This is a genomic window from Vibrio atlanticus, from assembly GCF_024347315.1.
GTDB lineage: Bacteria > Pseudomonadota > Gammaproteobacteria > Enterobacterales > Vibrionaceae > Vibrio > Vibrio atlanticus.
Genome location: NZ_AP025460.1, coordinates 3,187,846 through 3,206,442 on the forward strand (window position 1 = coordinate 3,187,846; position 18,597 = coordinate 3,206,442).

14 protein-coding genes and 1 pseudogene are annotated in these 18,597 nt (G+C 44.9%); 13 read left to right on the forward strand and 2 right to left on the reverse strand.

Annotated elements, in window-relative coordinates; genetic code table 11:
• The first annotated feature begins 9 nt into the window (after positions 1-9).
• Positions 10-489 carry a tRNA (uridine(34)/cytosine(34)/5-carboxymethylaminomethyluridine(34)-2'-O)-methyltransferase TrmL gene (trmL, locus tag OCV30_RS14415; RefSeq protein WP_009844716.1) on the forward strand — a complete coding sequence of 160 codons (480 nt, stop codon included), beginning with the start codon at positions 10-12 and terminating at the stop codon, positions 487-489.
• 139 nt (positions 490-628) lie between these two features.
• On the opposite strand, the gene OCV30_RS14420 is transcribed toward trmL, so the two are convergent.
• Positions 629-1,153 carry an FxsA family protein gene (locus tag OCV30_RS14420; RefSeq protein ID WP_012604974.1) on the reverse strand — a complete coding sequence of 175 codons (525 nt, stop codon included), beginning with the start codon at positions 1,151-1,153 and terminating at the stop codon, positions 629-631.
• Between the two features lie 284 nt (positions 1,154-1,437).
• Between OCV30_RS14420 and aspA the strand changes: the two genes are divergently transcribed.
• The 11 genes from aspA to OCV30_RS14475 all read left to right on the forward strand — a co-directional run bounded on the left by aspA (position 1,438) and on the right by OCV30_RS14475 (position 16,148).
• Positions 1,438-2,889: an aspartate ammonia-lyase gene (gene aspA / locus OCV30_RS14425; RefSeq protein ID WP_009844714.1), complete on the forward strand. Its 1,452-nt coding sequence runs from the start codon at positions 1,438-1,440 to the stop codon at positions 2,887-2,889.
• A gap of 181 nt (positions 2,890-3,070) precedes the next feature.
• A complete protein-coding gene (locus OCV30_RS14430; protein ID WP_009844713.1) occupies positions 3,071-4,378 on the forward strand; it encodes an anaerobic C4-dicarboxylate transporter in 1,308 nt (435 codons plus the stop codon).
• Positions 4,379-4,888: 510 nt separating this feature from the next.
• Entirely contained in the window at positions 4,889-6,337 is a 1,449-nt protein-coding gene (locus OCV30_RS14435; protein ID WP_012604975.1) for a YfcC family protein, read from the forward strand.
• A gap of 791 nt (positions 6,338-7,128) precedes the next feature.
• Positions 7,129-8,352, forward strand: coding sequence for an arginine deiminase (gene arcA, locus OCV30_RS14440; RefSeq protein WP_009844709.1), 1,224 nt, complete (start codon positions 7,129-7,131; stop codon positions 8,350-8,352).
• Positions 8,353-8,424: 72 nt separating this feature from the next.
• Positions 8,425-9,336: a carbamate kinase gene (arcC, locus tag OCV30_RS14445; protein ID WP_009844708.1), complete on the forward strand. Its 912-nt coding sequence runs from the start codon at positions 8,425-8,427 to the stop codon at positions 9,334-9,336.
• 195 nt (positions 9,337-9,531) lie between these two features.
• On the forward strand, positions 9,532-10,542 hold the full coding sequence (locus OCV30_RS14450; RefSeq protein WP_009844707.1) for an ornithine carbamoyltransferase: 1,011 nt from the start codon (positions 9,532-9,534) through the stop codon (positions 10,540-10,542).
• 515 nt (positions 10,543-11,057) lie between these two features.
• Positions 11,058-11,987, forward strand: a complete 930-nt coding sequence (gene pyrB / locus OCV30_RS14455; RefSeq protein ID WP_004729720.1) for an aspartate carbamoyltransferase — start codon at positions 11,058-11,060, stop codon at positions 11,985-11,987.
• Between the two features lie 15 nt (positions 11,988-12,002).
• Complete coding sequence (gene pyrI / locus OCV30_RS14460; RefSeq protein WP_009844706.1) at positions 12,003-12,467, forward strand: aspartate carbamoyltransferase regulatory subunit; 465 nt, start codon at positions 12,003-12,005, stop codon at positions 12,465-12,467.
• A 327-nt stretch (positions 12,468-12,794) separates the two neighbouring features.
• Complete coding sequence (locus OCV30_RS14465) at positions 12,795-13,283, forward strand: arginine repressor (protein WP_065679745.1); 489 nt, start codon at positions 12,795-12,797, stop codon at positions 13,281-13,283.
• Between the two features lie 175 nt (positions 13,284-13,458).
• Positions 13,459-15,306 (forward strand): protein-disulfide reductase DsbD, encoded by a 1,848-nt coding sequence (locus OCV30_RS14470; protein ID WP_065679746.1) that lies wholly within the window; start codon positions 13,459-13,461, stop codon positions 15,304-15,306.
• 212 nt (positions 15,307-15,518) lie between these two features.
• Positions 15,519-16,148, forward strand: coding sequence for a response regulator transcription factor (locus OCV30_RS14475; protein ID WP_004729724.1), 630 nt, complete (start codon positions 15,519-15,521; stop codon positions 16,146-16,148).
• Here the strand turns inward: OCV30_RS14475 and OCV30_RS14480 are convergent.
• Positions 16,145-17,896: pseudogene (locus tag OCV30_RS14480) on the reverse strand (potassium/proton antiporter). The gene OCV30_RS14475 and the pseudogene OCV30_RS14480 sit on opposite strands and share 4 nt — an antisense overlap.
• A gap of 427 nt (positions 17,897-18,323) precedes the next feature.
• Here OCV30_RS14480 and OCV30_RS14485 point away from each other — a divergent pair.
• Positions 18,324-18,590, forward strand: coding sequence for a DUF4212 domain-containing protein (locus OCV30_RS14485; RefSeq protein ID WP_009844701.1), 267 nt, complete (start codon positions 18,324-18,326; stop codon positions 18,588-18,590).
• Positions 18,591-18,597 lie beyond the last annotated feature (7 nt).

Sequence of the window (18,597 nt, forward strand, 5' to 3'; positions counted from 1 at the left end):
TGAACCAACATGTTTGATATCGCTCTATACGAACCTGAAATTGCGCCCAATACGGGTAACATCATCCGCCTATGTGCTAACTGCGGCGCAAACCTGCACCTGATTGAGCCGCTTGGCTTTGATTTTGAAGAGAAGAAAGTTCGTCGTGCTGGCTTGGATTACCACGACCTAGCGCGTGTTAAGCGTCACAAGAACCTAGAAGCCTTTCTTGAGTATCTAGAGAATGAACGCGAGGGTGACTTCCGCATCTTTGCTTGCACGACAAAGACCACAGGTCACCACGTGGATGCGAAATTCCAACAAGGTGATGTGTTGATGTTTGGCCCTGAGACACGTGGCCTGCCTGCAGAGTTCATCGAAAGCATGCCAATGGAACAACGCATTCGTATTCCAATGATGCCAGATGCGCGTAGCCTCAACCTATCTAACGCGGTTGCTATTATTGCATTCGAAGCGTGGCGACAAATGGGCTTTGAAGGCGCGGTATAACCGAAAGCTCCCCCCCCCCTGCTAGCAATAAAAAAGGCTCTTACCATTATCACTTTCTTGCGAAGGATAAAGGTAAGAGCCTTTTCTGTTTTTCCCTCTATATAAAGAAGAGATAAAAACAAAGAAGAGAAAAAACGGATTAGTTTAAGCGGTTACGATCGTTGTCATCGTCTTTCTTCTCAAATTCACCCTCAAAGGTGTTGCCGTCTTTTGATTGGTCGGAGGGATCGCGATTGAATGGGTCTTGTCCAAATGGACTCTGACCAAAACCAGCCTGTCCACCCGCATGGAAACCGCCAGACATATTGGTCACCACCATTTTTTCCATCATTTTCTTAGCAATCATCGCTCTTGGTGCTGGTAGCAATACCAACATACCGAGTGCGTCCGTCATAAAGCCAGGAGTCAGCAGCAATACACCAGCAACCGCAAGCATCACGCCTTCAAGAATCTGTTGTGCTGGCATTTCGCCTTGTTGTAATCGACCTTGCACAGACATAAGTGTTTGAATGCCTTGGCTACGAACAAGCGATGCACCAACAAATGCAGTAATCAAAACCAACGCAATAGTTGGCCACAATCCTAAGAAGCCACCAACTTGAATAAATAGCCCAATCTCAATGATGGGTACGAAGATAAATAGTAATAATAAGATAGGAAACACACGCCCTCCTTTGTTACATCCAGTTTACGCTGAAAGCCCTATCAATCTCAAATTTATCCTGTAAATAAGCGTGTTTATTGACCGAGAATAACTTTGCAAAATATTGACGAAACAAAACCGAAAAAGGTGATCAACTTAATATTTTTATGCGCTAAGTACAGTATCATGTGCCACATAAGTCAGGACGGATTTATCAGCCCAATATTCTAGCGAACGGAGTATTTGCACACAGAATAGGCTAATAACTAACTATATAATCAGAATAATTCTCTAAGGATCCTGTTATGGCTAATCTATCAGAAGCTCAAGTTGAAGCTCCTCAAGCTACTCGTCTCGAAGAAGATCTACTAGGTCAACGTCATGTTCCGGCTGATGCTTACTACGGCATCCACACTCTACGCGCAGTTGAAAACTTCAACATCTCAAATGTAACGATCTCAGATGTACCTGAATTCGTTCGCGGTATGGTGATGACAAAGAAAGCAGCGGCTTTAGCAAACAAAGAGTTAGGTGTAATCCCAAGCGAAGTAGCTAAATACATCATCGAAGCTTGTGACCTCATTCTAGACACTGGTAAGTGCATGGATCAGTTCCCATCGGATGTATTCCAAGGTGGTGCTGGTACTTCTGTAAACATGAATGCTAACGAAGTTGTGGCAAACGTGGCACTTGAACTTATGGGCAAAGAAAAAGGCCAATATGAGTTCATCAACCCGAATGACCATGTAAACCGCAGCCAATCAACAAACTGTGCTTACCCAACTGGTTTCCGTATCTCTGTGTACAACAGCGTTCGTAAACTGATTGACGCTATCGAATACCTAAAAGGCGCATTCGAGCTTAAGAGCCAAGAATTCAACACAATTTTGAAGATGGGTCGTACTCAGCTTCAAGATGCTGTTCCTATGACGGTTGGCCAAGAGTTCCACGCTTGGGCTGTAACCATCAATGAAGAAATCAAGAACCTAGAATACACTTCAAAGCTATTGCTTGAAGTTAACCTAGGCGCAACGGCTATCGGTACTGGTCTGAACGCAGCACCGGGTTACCAAGGCCTAGCAGTGAAACACCTAGCGGAAGTAACTGGCTTAGAGTGTGTAGCGGCTGAAGATCTTATCGAAGCAACATCTGACTGTGGCGCATACGTAATGACGCACGGTGCACTTAAGCGCCTAGCGGTTAAACTGTCTAAGATTTGTAACGACTTACGTCTTCTTTCTTCAGGCCCACGCACTGGCTTTAACGAACTAAACCTACCTGAACTGCAAGCTGGCTCTTCAATCATGCCAGCTAAAGTAAACCCAGTTGTGCCTGAAGTAGTAAACCAAGTTTGCTTTAAAGTTCTAGGTAACGACAACACGGTTTCTTTCGCAGCAGAAGGCGGTCAGCTTCAACTGAACGTAATGGAACCTGTTATCGCACAAAGCATGTTTGAGTCTCTAGACATTCTAACAAACGCATGTGTGAACCTACGCGACAAGTGTGTAGACGGCATTACTGTGAACAAAGAAGTGTGTGAATCTCACGTATTTAACTCTATCGGTATCGTCACTTACCTAAACCCATACATTGGCCACCACGAGGGTGATGTTGTTGGTAAGATCTGTGCTGAAACAGGTAAAAGCGTTCGTGATGTAGTTCTAGAGCGCGGGTTATTAACCGAAGAAGAACTTGATGACATTTTCTCTGTTGAAAATTTGATGCATCCTCAGTATAAAGCAAAACGCTACGAATAACGTTAGCGAAAAAGGGCTCCAAACGGAGCCCTTTTTTAGGCTCCAATACGGTTAACCATGTTAATTTTGTGGATTTCTATTGGTTGCACTTTTGCGAAATAGAATCTAAACCATAGAACTATTATGTGAACATTCCAGCGGCGAATGTTCACATAATAAAATCTAAAATGAGGTGTTACTTATGATTGCAGTAGAACTATTTGTCGTCCTGCTCTTTATCTTTTTGGGGGCCAGAATTGGCGGTATCGGTATTGGTTTTGCCGGTGGTGCTGGTGTTATTGCCCTTTCACTGATTCTTGGCGTTCCAACAAGCCAGTCTTTCATCCCGATCGACGTAATCTTGATCATCATGTCGGTTATCACCGCAATTGCTGCTATGCAGGTTGCTGGCGGTATGGACTGGTTGGTACAAATTGCAGAAAACTTTTTGCGTAAACACCCTGAACGCATCACCTTTTACGCGCCGATTGTGACCTTTGTAATGACACTAATGGCCGGTACTGGTCACACAGCATTCTCTACGCTTCCTGTAATAGCAGAAGTAGCGAAAGGCCAAGGTGTTCGTCCTTCTCGTCCACTGTCTATCGCAGTTGTCGCCTCTCAAATTGCTATCACAGCTTCGCCAATCTCGGCTGCAGTTGTTGCTTTCGCAGCAATGCTGGCACCCTTTGGTGTTGATTACCTAACGCTATTGATGGTTTGTATCCCAACAACCTTCATCGCTTGTATGGTTGGTGCGGTTGTTGCTAACTACATGGGTAGCGAACTGAAAGACGATCCTGTTTACCAAGAACGTCTAGAGAAAGGCCTAATCAAACTGGCGACAGAAGAGAAACGTGAAATTCTACCAACAGCGAAGAGAGCAACGTACATCTTCCTAGCAGCGATTGGTTTCGTGGTTTGCTACGCAGCGGCTATCTCTAGCTCTGTTGGCCTAATTGAAAACCCAGCGCTTGGTCGTAACGAAGCGATCATGTCTGTGATGCTAGCAGCAGCAGCGGCTATCGTGATGTTCACTAAGATTGATGCTGCGAAGATTTCTTCAGCGCCAACATTCCGCTCTGGTATGACAGCGTGTGTTTGTGTACTTGGTGTAGCTTGGTTAGGTTCAACGTTTGTAAACGCACACGTTGCTGAGATCAAAGACGTAGCAGGTGCTCTACTGGCTGACTACCCATGGATGCTGGCTCTTGTTTTGTTCTTCGCTTCTATGCTGCTTTACTCTCAAGGCGCAACAACAGTTGCACTAATGCCTGCAGCTCTAGCGATTGGCGTAGCACCACTAACAGCCGTGGCTTCTTTTGCTGCAGTAAGTGCACTGTTCGTACTTCCAACTTACCCTACGCTACTGGCAGCGGTTGAGATGGATGACACAGGCTCAACGCGTATTGGTAAGTACGTATTTAATCACCCATTCTTCATTCCTGGTGTGGTAACAATCAGTACAGCGGTTGCACTCGGCTTCGCATTTGGCGGCCTATTCATCTAGTAATCACTAATGTTCTAAACTAAAAAAGGAAGCTTCGGCTTCCTTTTTTGTTTTCTGCTCAATGTGTTATTTGATACACGTCAAATAACCGTTATAAAATTCAAAAACCAACTAAAAATAAAGTTTGAATAAAATTCCAGGATTATTCAGGCCATTAATTAGGAATGCCTACCCAGTCAATCTCCCTTTGATTTACCGTCATCCCCATCGAATATTAATCCAAGCTAACTAACCAAAAAACCTTGCCAATTTTCTGCCATTTTTCAGCCCTTTCATTAGCCATTATTTTTGTGAACAGCACCAAACTTAAATACTGACGTAAGGAATAAAATAACCGCAGCTAAATTAAATCTAACTTCATTTGGATTGGTAAATATAAAAACAACCTTAATTTAAAGTCAGCAACTTTATATCGTTGAGTGCTTTATAAGTGTCCGTGTATTTACAATCTATAAATCATTAGTCGCTAATTCACATCACTTCTATTTAAGATGATGTAAGGAGATAGCCATGACAACTCAAACGATACCAAGCGAGAAAAAAAAGGGCGGCTTCTTTGCCAACTTTAAATTTCCTTCTGCCTACACCATTCTATTTATTCTGATTGCGTTCGTCGCGCTGCTTACCTGGATTGTTCCAGCAGGCCAATACGACCGTGCAATGAATGAAGAGCTAGGCCGAGAAGTACCCGTAACCGGAACCTATCAAGCGGTAGAAGGTAACCCTCAAGGCGTGATTGATGTACTGCTAGCGCCTATTGATGGCTTCTACGACCACAATAGCTATGAAGCCGCGGCTATCGACGTTTCGCTGTTCATCTTAATCATTGGTGGCTTCTTAGGACTAGTAACCAAAACAGGTGCCATTGATGCTGGCATCGAGCGCGTTACCGCCCGCTTAGAAGGGCGAGAAGAGTTGATGATACCGATACTGATGGCACTGTTTGCCGCTGGCGGTACCGTCTACGGCATGGCGGAAGAATCACTGCCATTCTATACATTACTAGTACCAGTAATGATGGCAGCTCGCTTTGACCCTCTAGTTGCGGCTGCGACGGTATTGCTTGGCGCGGGCATTGGGGTGCTAGGCTCTACCATTAACCCATTCGCGACCGTTATTGCTGCCAACGCCTCTGGTATTCCATTTACCGACGGTATCGCGCTGCGTATTGGAATGCTGATTATTGGTTGGGGTATCTGTGTCGCCTACGTCATGCGCTACGCAAGAATGGTACAAGCCGATCCAACAACATCGATTGTTTACGACAAATACGAAGAGAACAAAGCGCACTTCCTTGGCAACGCAAGTGGTGAAAAACTGGAGTTCACCGCGACTCGCAAACTGATCCTGGCCATTTTTGGTGGCTCTTTCGCTGTGATGATTTACGGTGTATCCGTTGCTGGATGGTGGATGGCAGAGATCTCCGCGATGTTCTTAGCTGCGACTATTATTGTCGGTATTGTGTCTCGCATGAGCGAGGAAGAGTTCACAACTAGCTTCATTGACGGTGCTCGAGATCTACTGGGCGTTGCGCTTATCATAGGTATCGCACGTGGTATCGTAGTCGTAATGGACCGCGGTATGATCACCGACACTATTCTTTTCTCAGCAGAACAAATGGTGACAGGCCTTTCTTCAGTTGTCTTCATTAACGTGATGTTCTTCTTAGAAATTCTACTGTCATTCTTAGTACCTTCGACCTCTGGTCTAGCAGTGCTGACTATGCCAATCATGGCGCCATTAGCCGATTTTGCTGGCGTAGGTCGTGACCTTGTTATCACCGCTTACCAATCAGCATCTGGCTTGGTCAACTTAATCACTCCAACCTCTGCAGTGGTAATGGGCGGCTTGGCGATTGCTCGTGTCCCTTACGTGCGCTGGGTTAAATGGGTGATGCCATTAATCGGAATCTTGATGGTGTTCTGCATCGTTGTACTAAGTATTGGTGCGCTTATCTAAAACCTGCACACCACCTTCTCGTTCAAAGCCGCTTTCTTAGCGGCTTTTTTGTTGCTATCACCCTCAGAACCAGTCCCCAAAACAACCTCACGAGCTGCACACACTCTATTTAAAGCCTCTCTATAGTCAACCTTAAACAATCCAAGGACACCTTCGACAAAGCGTAAATCAACGTTTTAATATTGATGTTAAGGCTAATAAAAAATAATCCATTCCTCTCCATTATGTTTATAAAAATATTTAGTCACTTATTAACGTTAATTATATTTAAAGTTATTAACCTTGTAATAACCAAAGGGGAAATAAAAGCTATTTTTATAGAAAACTGGCTAAAAAAAACCAATTATAAAGTGTGACCACAACAGCTTTATTCGCATTTATTTTGTTAATAAATAATTAATTTCACATCCAAAATTAAATATCTAAATAGAAACATTGCATACTTCCAAGCTAAGTACATTCTTATCAATAAAACTATTATGCATATAATCCCTAACAATTTTAATTCTAGGCAGGTTCATCAAAAAAGCGTGCATAAAGTTCCCTAACAGCTAACTATTTAGAATGTAATCGTCATGACTAAAAGTGCATAAAGTTTGTTAAAACCCTTAGTTTTAAAGGGCTGCAGGATAAAAAACGATTTGTGATAGATCTCTAAGAATACCTGACTAGCAGGCGTAATATTAATTCCAGACAAGAGATATGAATAAAACAATTCATTATTCTCCACTGAAAATAAACAATTACTCTTAGCGATAAAAGTAATTCAAATATATAAGAGAGAGACGATCATGAGTAAGTTCTATGTAGGTTCTGAAATAGGTCAATTGCGCCGCGTTCTAGTTCACCGCCCAAGACGCGCACTGACTCACCTAACACCCTCTAACTGTCACGATTTACTATTTGATGACGTACTGGCTGTTGAGCGCGCAGGTAAAGAGCATGACGCATTTACTAAAACGCTACGTGATCAGGGTGTTGAAGTTCTTCTTCTTACTGACCTACTAGCAGACACACTAGCAGTGCCAGAAGCGAAAGACTGGCTACTAAGCTGCCAGGTATCTGATTACCGTTTGGGTAAAACATTCGCTAATGATGTGCGCTGCTACTTGGGCGACTTACCAAACTTAGAGCTAGCAAAAATCCTAACGGGCGGTCTTTCTTACGCTGAAATGCCAATGAAATCATCTTCAATGATGCAAGGCATGCACGCACCAACTGACTTCATTATCGAACCTCTACCAAACCACCTATTTACTCGTGACACATCTTGCTGGGTATACGGTGGCGTATCTATCAACCCGATGGCGAAACCTGCTCGTCAACGTGAAACAAACCACGTTCGCGCTATTTACCGCTGGCACCCAACATTCGCAGGCGAAGACTTCATTAAATACTTCGGTGATGAAGAAAACATCAACTACGACAACTCAACAATCGAAGGTGGTGACGTTCTTGTTCTCGGCCGTGGCGCGGTTCTTATCGGTATGTCTGAGCGTACAACAGCACAAGGTGTTGAACACTTAGCGTCTAGCCTATTCAAACACGGTCAAGCGACACAAGTTATCGCAATGCAGCTACCAAAACACCGTTCTTGCATGCACTTAGACACCGTGATGACTCACATGAACGAAGATACGTTCTCTGTTTACCCTGAAGTGGTAAGTAAAGACGTGCAGTGCTGGAACCTAACTGGCGATGAGTCAGGCGCAGTGAAAGTGAAAGAAGAAGGCTACTTCGTAACAGCTATCGAAAAAGCACTTGGCGTAGACAAGCTAAACCTAATCACAACGGGTGGCGACAACTTCCATGCAGAACGTGAACAGTGGAACGATGCAAACAACGTTCTAACGGTTAAACCTGGCGTTGTTATTGGCTACGAAGGCAACACATACACCAACGAAAAATACGACAAAGCAGGCATCACGGTTCTTCCGATTCCAGGAGACGAACTTGGTCGCGGTCGCGGTGGTGCACGCTGCATGAGCTGTCCAATTGAGCGTGATGGTATCTAATCACTAAGACGAAACGGCCAAGTTGAACGATCTCAAATAATCTCAACTTGGCCAAAATGAGAGAACACAATTATGACTAAGCAAACTGTTGTTGTTGCACTCGGCGGTAATGCCCTACTTCGTCGCGGTGAGCCGTTAGAAGCCGATGTTCAACGCCGTAATATTGAAACGGCTGTTAAAACCATCTCTGAAATCGCGAAAGTGTACAACGTGGTTCTAGTGCACGGTAATGGTCCACAAGTTGGCTTACTTGCTCTGCAAGGTTTGGAGTACAAAAAAGTAAACCCGTATCCATTGGATGTATTGGGCAGTGAGACTCAAGGCATGATCGGCTACATGCTGATGCAAGAGTTCAAAAACTACCTGCCTGACCGCAACATCTCATGCATGTTGACGCAAATGACCGTTGATCCAAACGATCCTGCATTCGCAGATCCAACTAAGCCAATTGGCCCGATCTACGAAGAAGCAGAAGCGCGTGAGTTAGCGGAGAAATTCCACTGGATCGTAAAACCAGACGGTCAACATTTCCGTCGAGTAGTGCCAAGCCCACGCCCTACTGGCATTGTTGAACACGAAGCGATCACTCAACTTATCGATGCAGGTCACCTCGTAATTTGTACTGGCGGTGGTGGCATCCCAGTGAAAAAAGAAAATGGCAAATTAGTCGGCGTTGAAGCGGTTATCGACAAAGACATGTCAGCGGCTTTCTTGGCGAAACAATTGGATGCGGATGCACTACTTATTCTGACCGATGCTGACGCTGTTTATCTTGATTGGGGCAAACCGACTCAACACGCACTGCGCAGTACTACACCAAGTGAATTGGCGAAATTTACATTTGATGCAGGCTCAATGGGGCCAAAAATTGAAGCATCGTGCGAGTTCATTCAGCAAGGCGGCAAAGTAGTGGGTATCGGCGCACTCGAAGATGGTTTGCAAATCCTGCAAGGCCAAGCGGGCACCAATATCACCAAAGGTTAATGCACTAGCGAGCTTTATCATCTTGAAAAACTTAAAGCTTGAGAAGCTTAAGTCTTGAAAGCTTTTAAATCTTGCGAAAACAGAATCAAACGAAACAAAAAAAACCGAACAACTTTAACTAAAAATTGAATCGCGCTTTCTTGAATTTTATTTCCCTGTAACAAGGAAGCGCCTAAATCTAAGAAGGAATACATCATGGCTTTTAACCTACGCAATCGTAACTTCCTAAAACTACTAGATTTCACTCCACGCGAAATTCAACACTTGTTAGATCTTTCTATGGAGCTAAAAAAAGCGAAGTACAACGGTTACGAACAGCCAACACTGACTGGCAAAAACATTGCGCTTATCTTTGAAAAAACCTCAACTCGTACTCGCTGTGCATTCGAAGTAGCAGCATTCGACCAAGGTGCTCGCGTGTCTTACTTAGGCCCATCTGGCTCTCAAATTGGCCACAAAGAATCAATGAAAGACACCGCTCGCGTTCTAGGCCGTATGTACGATGGCATCGAATACCGCGGCTTTGGTCAAGAAATCGTTGAAGAGCTAGGCGCTTACGCTGGCGTTCCTGTATGGAATGGCCTGACTGACGAATTCCACCCAACACAAATCCTAGCTGACTTCCTAACTATGACGGAATACGGCCGTGGCAAGCAACTGCATGAAATCAAGTTTGCTTACCTAGGTGATGCTCGCAACAACATGGGTAACTCTCTAATGGTTGGCGCTGCGAAAATGGGCATGGACATTCGCCTTGTTGCTCCAAAGCAGTTCTGGCCAGAAGAAGAGCTATTAGCTCAATGTCGTGAAATCGCAGAACACACTGGCGGCAAAATCACGCTAACAGAAGATGTTCAAGAAGGCGTGCAAGGTTGTGATTTCCTATACACCGACGTTTGGGTATCAATGGGCGAAGCGAAAGAAGCATGGGCTGAGCGTATCAACCTAATGATGCCTTACCAAGTCAACATGGACATGATCAAAGCAACAGGCAACCCACATGTGAAATTCATGCACTGCCTACCTGCTTTCCACGGCGAAGATACCACAGTAGGCAAACAGCTTGCTGCTGAATATCCGCAGCTTAAAGATGGCGTAGAAGTGACAGATGAAGTGGTTGAGTCTGAATACTCTATCGTGTTCGATGAAGCAGAAAACCGCATGCACACCATCAAAGCAGTAATGGTTGCGACATTAGGCAGCTAATTACCTAAGAAACTAAGAAACTAAGAAACTAAACAGTTAAGACGTTAAAAATTAAGAAGCTAGGCACTCACTTGTTCGAAATACGTTGATAAGTTAAGTGCAATGACAGGGAAATGCGGGTGGCGTTCTTGGGATTTTGACCTTGAATAAAGCTCGCATTTTTTTTCATGCGATTGAAGAGATAATTTCCTGAAAAACCCTGTAAGTCTCAGCCCCAACAAAGACTTAAATGAGAGTTTGAAATGGATGCAATCTCGCATAAAAATCCATTAAATGAATACTTTACAGAAAGTATTGCATGGCCTTTTTATCTGAGTATAATCCTCCGCAATTTGTCTTAAGAGAGCAAAAAATGAACCGCAATTCTGTCGCACACGATTGTCAGCCAATACGCCTTAGAACGGCGTTGGTGTCATTTTTATTTTGCTCTATTGATCATTTCGAAGCCTCCTATTTTTAGGGGGCTTTTTTTTGTCCGCAATTTGACTGTATGCATAGAAAAAGGAAGACCCGTTATGGCGCATTCGTTATTTAACAAGCACATCATCTCCATTCCAGAGCTATCTCGTGATGAACTGGAGCTTATCGTCGATACTGCAGCAAGACTCAAAGCAGAACCAAACCCTGAGCTGCTGAAAAATAAAGTCGTTGCGAGCTGCTTCTTTGAGCCTTCAACTCGAACTCGCCTCTCATTTGAAACCGCAGTTCAACGCCTTGGCGGCACAGTCATCGGCTTTGATAATGGCGGCAACACATCGCTGGCGAAAAAAGGCGAAACACTTGCCGATTCCGTTCAAGTTATTTCATCTTACGTGGATGCCTTTGTGATGCGTCACCCACAAGAAGGCGCGGCGCGCTTAGCGTCTGAATTTTCTAACGGTGTGCCAATTGTGAATGGTGGCGACGGTGCAAACCAACACCCAACGCAAACCTTATTGGATCTGTTCTCAATTTACGAAACGCAAGGCACGCTCGATAACCTCAATGTGGCTTTCGTCGGCGACCTAAAATATGGCCGTACCGTACACTCTTTGACGCAAGCACTATCAAAATTCAATAACGTGCGTTTCTTCTTTATCGCGCCAGAAGTGTTAGCGATGCCTGATTACATCTGTGAAGAATTGGAAGAGATGGGCATCCAATACAGCACCCACAGCAGCATTGAAGAAGTGGTACCGGAACTGGATGTCCTGTACATGACTCGCGTACAGAAAGAGCGCTTTGATGCGTCAGAATACGCGCACATGAAGTCGGCTTACATTCTAACGGCCGATACCTTGAAAGATGCACGCCAGAACATGAAGGTGCTTCACCCATTACCACGCGTCGATGAAATCACAACCGACGTCGATAAAACGCCACACGCTTATTACTTTGAACAAGCTGAAAACGGTGTATACGCTCGCGAAGCCCTATTGGCCCTAGTTCTTAACGACACTTTATAAGCAGGAGAAACAGTCATGGTTAAACAAACTCAGCTACAAGTAGAAGCGATCCGTAACGGCAGCGTGATTGACCACATCCCTGCTCATCTTGGTATCAAAATCCTTAAACTGTTTAAGCTACACAAAACAGAACAACGCATCACCATGGGATTGAATCTGCCATCATCTGCGCTTGGTCATAAAGATCTGATCAAGATTGAGAACATATTTCTGACCAAGGAACAAGCCAACCAATTAGCTCTGTATGCGCCGCAAGCGACGGTAAATCAGATTGAAGAGTACAAGGTGGTTAATAAGCTAACATTAGTACTGCCAGACCAAATCAACAGTGTGTACTCCTGCCCGAATAGCAACTGTATTTCGCACGGTGAACCCGTTGAAAGTAGCTTTAAAGTGCAGCTAAAACACGAAAACGTCCAACTAAAATGTCACTATTGTGAAAAAGTATTCTCTCGCGAGATCATGAGTGAAATCCGCTAGCCCTTAGCGCTCTTACCTTCGTAAAAGAAACCGCTCAAACTACATGGATATTTATTCCTAACCCGGAATAAATATCCACTTACCTAAAGAATAAAATTCCACAAAAAAAGCAAATAACCAGAATTTTGTTTGGTGATCACCTTCAAAAAGATAACTATTCTTTAGTGGTAGACTGGATGAATAGAAGATCATACATCACGCATACCCTTCCTATTTATTTCAGGATTCATCGGTAAGCCCTAATTAACAATCGTACTCTACGGCTTTGGGAGTGCGTTCTGCGCTATGGACAAGTGATACCCACACGTTGGCTTTAAGGAGTTGTTCATGAACCAAATCACTGAGCACGGTTGCTTGTATTCAGCTGAAGATAAAACACTGACTGCAGCGTGCAAACGCTTACTACAACAGCAAAGCTTCTCGACCCAGAACCAGCTGCGAGAGAAACTCGTCGACATTGGTTATACAGGCATTAGCCAGTCGACTGTGTCTCGTATTTTGTCACAACTCGGTGTTGTCAAAATCCAGAACGCCTGTGGCAAAAAGGTTTACTGCATCACCGTAGAAAGCGCACCGGTACGTGTCGATGCGTCAATCTCATCACAAATCGAATTAATTACTCACAACCAAGCAATAGTGATCGTAAAAACAAACCCTGGTTGCGCACAGTTGGTCGCAAGATTGGTTGATATCGACCCTCATACCGAGATTATCGGTACGGTTGGCGGCAATGACACGGTGTTAATTATTCCGAAAGACACCACGAATATAGATGCTTGCGAACAAGTAGTAAGAGCACGCTTAGGAGTGGCTTAAATGTCTTATTGGCAAAAGCTGACAACTCATGTTGAGCGACTGACACTCTCTCGACTGCCCCAGAAAATAGCCCACCCGCCTTAGGGGATATTTGTCTACCGATGAAACTAATCACAAACTATTACGGTCTGATTGAGTTAAGATACCTTCAACTCCATTTTGATGACTAAATAGTATGCGACGACTTGCCACATTACTTTTTGTTTGTGTTTCCCTGTTCACCCAGCCTGCGTGGGCGCTTTTTGGAAACGACAACGCCGAGCCAAGCTTCGGAGGCAATAACAACGGTTTTGTCCCTGTAGACCAAGCTTTCCCTTTCAATTACTACCAGCAAGACGGCAAGGTCCTTCTCGATTGGCAAGTAAAAGAGGGCTACTACCTCTATCAACATAGCCTCTCGTTCACTGGCCAAAATCTCGCTATCGGCAATGTTGAAATGGAAGATGGCCAACCACACCAAGATGAATTCTTCGGTGAGGTGAGCATTTATACTCAGCCGTTATTCGTGCAAGTTCCTCTACAGAGTTACCAAGATGGCTCACAGCTGATCGTTAAGTATCAAGGCTGTGCAGATGCTGGTTTCTGCTACCCACCAGAGATTCGTGTCATCGACATTGAACCTTTCACAACAACAAGTTCTCCTAATTCGCAAGGTAGTGACTCACAAGCTTTATCTTCAGCTAGCAACGAGACCGATGTTTCTACGCAACCCTCTTCTCCTACCGCTGACGCAGCAAGCAATACCACTCAACAAACCAATGCTCCTGTTTCAAAAGAAGCAGGTTTAGCCGATAAGCTGGGTGACAGTTGGTGGACTCCATTATTATTCCTCGCACTCGGTGTTGGCTTAGCCTTTACGCCGTGTGTTCTGCCTATGTATCCGATTCTAACGGGTATTGTGCTAGGTGGCGGCAAGCTCAGCCAAGGTCGTGCGCTGATGCTGTCCTTCATCTACGTGCAAGGCATGGCGCTGACCTACACCTTATTAGGTTTAGTGGTTGCTTCAGCAGGCATGCAGTTCCAAGCTGCGATGCAACACCCTTACGTATTAATCGCGCTGAGTGTTCTGTTCGTGACGTTGGCGATGTCGATGTTCGGCGTTTATAACCTACAACTACCAAGCAACATCCAAACTTGGCTTAACAACCAAAGCAATAAACAACAAGGTGGTAATACCTTGGGCGTGTTCGCAATGGGCGCTATCTCTGGCTTGGTGTGTTCACCTTGTACCACAGCGCCACTGTCAGGCGCGTTATTGTATGTGGCTCAAAGTGGCGACCTATTAACCGGAGCGATCGCTCTGTATGCGTTAGCGATGGGTATGGGTATTCCGCTGATTTTGGTTGCGGTATTTGGTAATAAGCTACTACCAAAAGCAGGCAGCTGGATGGACAAGGTGAAGATCGTATTCGGCTTTATCTTGCTGGCAGCGCCTATCTTCCTGCTAGAGCGAATTATTCCTGAATTGTGGGCAACGGTACTTTGGTCTGGTCTTGGCTTCATCGCCTTTGGTTGGCTTTACCATAGCAAGAATGCACTGCCATTCGGTGGTTGGAAACAGAGCGCTGTAGGTATCATCGCGATGCTTGGCCTGTTCGCATCAGCTCAACCTGCACTCAATTACTGGTTCGCAGAAAAGAGCGTTGTGGTTGAGCAACAAATCCAATTTGCCCGCGTCAACACGGTTGAAGAGTTAGAAATCCAGCTCATCGAAGCCAAGAAACTCGGCAAACCAGTGATGCTCGATTTCTACGCCGATTGGTGTGTGGCATGTAAAGAGTTTGAGAAGTACACCTTCCACCAAGCAGATGTTGAGAACAAGCTTTCTGATTTCGTCCTGCTTCAGGCTGACGTAACGAGAAACATGCCTCAAGACATTGAACTGCTTAAACAATTACAGGTGCTGGGCTTACCAACCATTGAGTTCTGGGATGGCGAGGGTAACCATGTTCCAAATGCTCGTGTGACGGGCTTTATGCCTGCCGATGTATTCTTGAAACATATGCAAAACCACCAGCTATAGCGACGACATTCGTCTAAATACAAGCACTAACGAAAGCCGCACCGCCCCTCCGTAACGAGATGGCAGTGCGGCTTTTTTGCTATTCAGAGTAACGCTTTCTTATTCCGGGGATAAAAGTCGATATGGTTCAGACTTTTAATGCATAGATATTGTCCACATACTCAATCAGGATGATAATAAATATTAACTAAATTGTTAAAAGTATGAACGTCATGGACTCGACCTATACCATCATCATTGCTGATGACCACCCTCTCTTTCGCAACGCCCTGTTTCAGTCAGTTCATATGGCTATCAGCGGTGCGAACCTGCTTGAGGCTGATTCTCTCGATGCCTTACTGACTCTACTAAAAAAAGAAGATGAACCAGACCTGTTACTTCTCGACCTTAAAATGCCGGGAGCAAACGGGATGTCGGGCTTAATTCAACTGCGTGCTGAATATCCAGATTTACCGATCGTGGTGATCTCAGCCAGCGAGGATGCCAGCGTTGTCACTCAAGTGAAAAGCCACGGTGCCTTTGGTTTCATTCCTAAGTCGAGTGATATGCGTGAATTGGTCAGTGCACTCAATCAAGTGCTGAATGGCGACCCGTTCTTTCCTGAAGGGCTTATCACCAATAATGCAGCCTGTAGCGACCTTGCGGAAAAGCTTTCCACGCTGACACCTCAGCAATACAAGGTGCTAGGGATGCTTTCAGACGGCTTGCTAAACAAGCAAATCGCGTATGAATTGAATGTTTCGGAAGCGACCATCAAGGCACATATGACAGCCATCTTCCGTAAACTGGATGTGAAAAACCGAACTCAAGCAGTTATCTTGCTACAAGAAATCCACAATTAAGCTTCGTTTACATCCTCTTCTAAAGTCGTCTTAGGCAAACATAAACCCAGCTTGACGACTTTATGATCATCTATATCTGCAACCACCCAAGTGATGTCATGCCACTCGAAGCTGTCGCCTAATACCGGGTGTGCCCCAAGCTCTTGATCAACCAATTGTTTTAGCGTCATTTCTCGCTCTTCTTCCGAGCCAAGTTCAATACCATAACAATCGCTTACCGCAGCGACCGATAACCCAACATCTAAGAAGAAGTCACCGAAGAATCGAGCGGCTTCTTCTGCCAAAGGTGCCTAACTGAACAGCTCACTTAGGCTATCTAGATCTTTATCTTGACCAAGCACACAGAGAATATCGTTCGCCTCTAATATGGTACTGCCCGATGGGTGAAGCAAGGCATCTTGTCGAAACAGTGCGGTAATGCGCGTCCCTTCAGGCATCGATAAACGCTTGAGCGGTTCACCGACACACCACTTTTCCTCTTTCAGCTTGTAGACAAACATCTCCCATTCACTGGTCGGATAAATCTCGATACCGGTACGAGAAATCGGTGTTGGCGTTGGCGGTAGAGTCACTTTAGCGAGTCTTGCGACTTTCATTAAGCTGCCGCCTTGAACAATCAACGAAACCATAACCACGAAGAAGGCGATATTGAAATACAGCTGAGCATTTGGCAGGCCAGCCATCATCGGGAAAACCGCCAAAATGATCGGAACTGCACCACGTAAACCTACCCAAGAAACAAACCAACGTTCTTTGGTGGTAAAGCTTCTGAACGGCAGTAAACCCAACCAAACAGACAACGGGCGAGCAAACAAGATCATACCGAAAGCCAATGCTAACGCAGGAAGTGCAATGTCCATTAAGGTCGATGGTGTCACCAATAAACCCAACACCAAGAACATCACGATCTGACTTAGCCACGTCATACCGTCTAGGACATTAAGAATAGAGTGTCGAGAACGCGTTGGACGATTACCAATGAACAGGCCTACAAGGTAGATCGATAAGATACCGCTGCCGCCCAGCATGTTAGAGAACGCAAACAGCGCCACACCACCACTGAGCACCAAAATAGAGTAAAGGCCATCCGCCAGTTGCACTCGGTTACTTAGACTCCATAGAACCCAACCTCCACCAATACCAACAAGAGTACCGATACCAAACTGCATCGCAAAACTTTGCAGTAGGAAGTTCATTCCCATCTCAGCGTCAGGGTTACCTAACAGCGCAATTAAAGTCACCGTCAGGAAGACCGCCATTGGGTCGTTAGTGCCTGATTCGATCTCTAGAGTTGAACCCACACGCTCATTGAGACTCTGTCCTTTCAGCAAAGAGAATACCGCTGCCGCATCGGTTGAACCAACAATCGCCCCGACCAAGATGCCCTGCATTAATGACAAGTCAAACAGCCAAGCCGCCATTAATCCGGTTAAGGTTGCTGTACATGCGACACCTATCGTCGCCAGCGAGAGCGAAGGCCAGAAAGCGACCTTGAAGCTCGCCACCTTGGTTCGCATACCGCCATCAAGCAGGATCACGGCAAGCGCGAGGTTACTCACCAAATAAGTCAGTGAGTAATCATCAAAATTAATGCCACCGGGTCCATCTTCACCGGCTAACATGCCAACGAAAAGGAAGATCAAAAGAATCGGAACGCCCAAGCGAGAGGACACTTGCGAAAAAAGCACACTGATGGCGATGAGCACCGCACCAGTTAAAAATAAGTGGTTAATGGTTATTGCGTCCAATTCGTCCCCCCAAAGAATAAAACTCGAGCCTTAAGCCTGTTGATCTTCTGCCGTTAAGCAAGTCACGACCGGTGAAAGTACCGTAGTTACTATAACAAACTTATGTTTCGCTTCGTGTCATAGGCAGGACTAAATACCGTTTCTCAGTCATTTAGTTGTTAAATTTTATGACTCGCACTCTAATTCATCCCTTTTTGTTAGACCTTTGGCTAATTTAACATCATTGCAACATCACGTTTTTCTATGGTTCTGTCTCCTAGCTCCCATATTTCAGGACATTAGCGCTAATAGCGTCCCGACTAAAGTTGCACAGATCCCTTGACTTATCCTTGCTACATTCTAAATCGTAACATTACGTTAACACGCTATTTTACAAAAACGGTTTCACAAAACGGTTTCTACGAAAACGGAATTAAAGGAGAAGGCAATGGCGTTCGAATCTACGGAACATGCTCAAGCCTACTGGAAGGAAAACTTGGGAATAATGGGAACACTGCTCGCAGTCTGGTTTGTGGTGTCTTATGGCGCTGGCATCTTATTTGTGGATGTCCTAAATACCATTCAATTTGGCGGATTTAAGCTAGGTTTTTGGTTCGCTCAACAAGGTTCAATTTATACCTTCGTGGCGTTGATATTTATTTACGTTGTTCGCATGAATAAGCTGGACAAAAAATACAACGTACAGGAAGACTAGAGGCTAG

What these genes read in the sequence shown, in the direction of transcription:
- trmL (WP_009844716.1), top strand. Translation starts at nt 10, where the DNA reads ATGTTTGATATCGCTCTATACGAACCTGAAATTGCGCCCAATACGGGT.
- aspA (WP_009844714.1), top strand. Translation starts at nt 1,438, where the DNA reads ATGGCTAATCTATCAGAAGCTCAAGTTGAAGCTCCTCAAGCTACTCGT.
- OCV30_RS14430 (WP_009844713.1), top strand. Translation starts at nt 3,071, where the DNA reads ATGATTGCAGTAGAACTATTTGTCGTCCTGCTCTTTATCTTTTTGGGG.
- OCV30_RS14435 (WP_012604975.1), top strand. Translation starts at nt 4,889, where the DNA reads ATGACAACTCAAACGATACCAAGCGAGAAAAAAAAGGGCGGCTTCTTT.
- arcA (WP_009844709.1), top strand. Translation starts at nt 7,129, where the DNA reads ATGAGTAAGTTCTATGTAGGTTCTGAAATAGGTCAATTGCGCCGCGTT.
- arcC (WP_009844708.1), top strand. Translation starts at nt 8,425, where the DNA reads ATGACTAAGCAAACTGTTGTTGTTGCACTCGGCGGTAATGCCCTACTT.
- OCV30_RS14450 (WP_009844707.1), top strand. Translation starts at nt 9,532, where the DNA reads ATGGCTTTTAACCTACGCAATCGTAACTTCCTAAAACTACTAGATTTC.
- pyrB (WP_004729720.1), top strand. Translation starts at nt 11,058, where the DNA reads ATGGCGCATTCGTTATTTAACAAGCACATCATCTCCATTCCAGAGCTA.
- pyrI (WP_009844706.1), top strand. Translation starts at nt 12,003, where the DNA reads ATGGTTAAACAAACTCAGCTACAAGTAGAAGCGATCCGTAACGGCAGC.
- OCV30_RS14465 (WP_065679745.1), top strand. Translation starts at nt 12,795, where the DNA reads ATGAACCAAATCACTGAGCACGGTTGCTTGTATTCAGCTGAAGATAAA.
- OCV30_RS14470 (WP_065679746.1), top strand. Translation starts at nt 13,459, where the DNA reads ATGCGACGACTTGCCACATTACTTTTTGTTTGTGTTTCCCTGTTCACC.
- OCV30_RS14475 (WP_004729724.1), top strand. Translation starts at nt 15,519, where the DNA reads ATGGACTCGACCTATACCATCATCATTGCTGATGACCACCCTCTCTTT.
- OCV30_RS14485 (WP_009844701.1), top strand. Translation starts at nt 18,324, where the DNA reads ATGGCGTTCGAATCTACGGAACATGCTCAAGCCTACTGGAAGGAAAAC.